Source organism: Desulfovibrio sp. 1214_IL3152 (assembly GCF_036763055.1).
In the GTDB taxonomy this organism is placed as follows: Bacteria; Desulfobacterota; Desulfovibrionia; order Desulfovibrionales; family Desulfovibrionaceae; genus Desulfovibrio.
The window spans coordinates 1-2,163 of record NZ_JBAIYW010000305.1 but is presented as its reverse complement, the minus strand read 5'-3'; the positions used below and the strand labels follow the sequence as shown (position 1 = coordinate 2,163).

Below are 2,163 nucleotides of genomic sequence, written 5' to 3'. Positions count from 1 at the left end.
GCGCGGCAGCCCGCACCCGTGAGGCGTACAGGCCTTGCAGCCGCGCCCATCCATATAGGCGGTGTGGTCGTCAAGCATGTAAAAGTCTTTTTCCATACTCGCGTGCAACTGCCGGGGCAGCAGGGGCATGGGGAAAGGCTCATTGGAATCCTGTGGCCCGCAGCAATAGCGGCAGTCACGGCAATAGCCGTTTTGCAGCCAGCCGTCGCGCCAGCGTAGTACCCTGCGGCGCGGAAAAAGACCGCGCCATTTTTCAAGATAATCCCAGAATCCTTTTTTCATGCTCGCCTCCGGGGCTTGCGCGACCGCTCGGGCGGTTCACGCTGTGGCCCCTCTTCTTCAAGTGCGCAGGTCGGGGCTGAGCCGTTGTGCGCGTTTCTTTTGGCGGTCTGCCGCACATGGCAGATGTGCTTTGTGTGCAGACCGTGGTTAGCTCAAATGCAAAAGGGCCATGCCCGTCATGAGCAGGGCCATGCCCGCAAAGGCGCAGGGCCGCAGCTTCTGGCTGAAAAACAGCCAGCCGCCCAGCGATGTGCCCAGAATGCCGAAGCTGCCCCACATGGCATAGGCCACGGCCAGATCCATATGCCGTACGGCCAGGGACAGACAATAAAAAGCAAGGCCCACCAGCAGCAGAGAGAAAAAACCCAGCCAGCGCCGCCTGAAGCCGCCGGACTTTGCCAGCAGCAAGTTTGCCAGCACGTCCAGCACCGCCGCCAGCACCACCAGCAAAAGAGAAAGGCTGAAAAAAGAGGCAAGGGTCTGCATTATGCGTTCCCTCCCGCATCGGCCGCGCTGTCGCCCGCCTTCAGGCTGGACGTGGGGCGGGCCGCCGGATGAATGTCTTTTTTGCCGTGGCCTGTGCCGTGGTGTACCAGCAAGGCTCCGGCCAGCACGCAGACAAGGCCGAGGGCGCGCGTCATGGTCAGGCTTTCATCGAGCAGCAGCACGCTGCATATGGTAATGAAGGTCAGGCCAAGGCCCTCCCAGAAGGCGAAAGCCACACCTACAGGCAGGCCGGTGGTGGCTTTTGCCAGCATGTAATACGAAAGCGCGATAGCCAGCCACATAAGCACAAGGCCGAGCATGGCTGCATGGGCAAAGCCCCATCCCTGAGCCATCTTCATGACTGTGGTCCCGGCCACTTCGAAAATAATGGCCCCCATGAGGCAGAGCCAGTGATAGGGTTTGGTTTCAAGCATTATATCCTCGCTGCGCTGTCAGGCTGATGTTTCAGCCCGGTATTTGAAACAGAAAAAGCCCTGGCCTCCCGCAGGGGCCATGCATCAAACAGTTTTCGCAGACGGGGAATTAAAGAAATGAACGCCAGTAACGTTCTTCAGGGTAGCCGCAAAAGGGGCGGCTGCATATGCGGGACCAATGACAGGAAGCTGGATTCATGTCTCAGAGTATATGTTCTGCAGCGAAGCTTGGCAAGGGCGCACGGCGGGGCAGGCGGCCCAGGCGGAAGCTGCCGGAACACTTCATAATCTTTGCGAAGAGGTGTTTGCAGGGACAAAATTGTCCGACCCAACTCCGCTGCGCCACAGACGGCCAAAGCGCGCCCGGCCTGAACCGTGGCGCGCTTTGCGTTGTACTCTTGCTATCGCCTGGCCGCGCAGCTTTTGCGTGGTTTGCCAGCGCAGGCTGGCTAGCCGCTTTGGGACGAGCTTTGCCGGGAGTCTATCCAGGCATTGGCTTCCTTGAGGTCAAGGGTCCCCTCGTAGAGGGCGCGCCCGCTCACCGCGCCTATAAGGCTGGTCTCAAGGGTGAGAGGGTAGATCTTTTGCACGTCTTCAAGGGTGGCTACGCCCCCGGCGGCAATGACCGGCACGGTGGAGAGGCGGGCCAGATGCTCCAGCGCGGCTATGTTGACGCCGCACTGCATGCCGTCGCGTTCAATGTCTGTGTAGATGACAAAGGCTGCGCCGCCGTCAAGCAGGCGGGGCAGGGCCGTATCAACGGTCATGCCCGTGTCTTCCACCCACCCCCGGCTTTTCAGCTTTCCGCCTTCGGCATCGAGGGATACGCCGACCCGACCCGGAAAGGCGCGGCACATATCCGCAAAAAGGGCGGGCTGCTCCAAGGCCAGGGTGCCGATGATAAGCCGGTGCACCCCGGCTTCCAGATAGGCTTCGGCGGTCCGCATGTCGCGTATGCCGA

At 60.7% G+C, this 2,163-nt stretch carries 3 protein-coding genes and 1 pseudogene; all 4 read right to left on the bottom strand.

Going from position 1 to position 2,163, the window contains the following annotated elements; translation table 11 throughout:
- A pseudogene (locus V6C07_RS06510) lies at positions 1-282 on the bottom strand (hypothetical protein); the annotation flags it as partial.
- A 147-nt stretch (positions 283-429) separates the two neighbouring features.
- Complete coding sequence (locus V6C07_RS06505) at positions 430-768, bottom strand: SMR family transporter (RefSeq protein ID WP_333535539.1); 339 nt, start codon at positions 766-768, stop codon at positions 430-432.
- Positions 768-1,202: a DMT family transporter gene (locus tag V6C07_RS06500; protein ID WP_333535538.1), complete on the bottom strand. Its 435-nt coding sequence runs from the start codon at positions 1,200-1,202 to the stop codon at positions 768-770. Before V6C07_RS06500 ends, V6C07_RS06505 begins: the two co-directional genes overlap by 1 nt.
- A 449-nt stretch (positions 1,203-1,651) precedes the next feature.
- Positions 1,652-2,163, bottom strand: a 512-nt coding sequence (locus tag V6C07_RS06495; RefSeq protein WP_333535537.1) for a HisA/HisF-related TIM barrel protein, incomplete at its 5' end; no start/stop codon positions are given.

What these genes read in the sequence shown, in the direction of transcription:
- V6C07_RS06500 (WP_333535538.1), bottom strand. Translation starts at nt 1,202, where the DNA reads ATGCTTGAAACCAAACCCTATCACTGGCTCTGCCTCATGGGGGCCATT.
- V6C07_RS06505 (WP_333535539.1), bottom strand. Translation starts at nt 768, where the DNA reads ATGCAGACCCTTGCCTCTTTTTTCAGCCTTTCTCTTTTGCTGGTGGTG.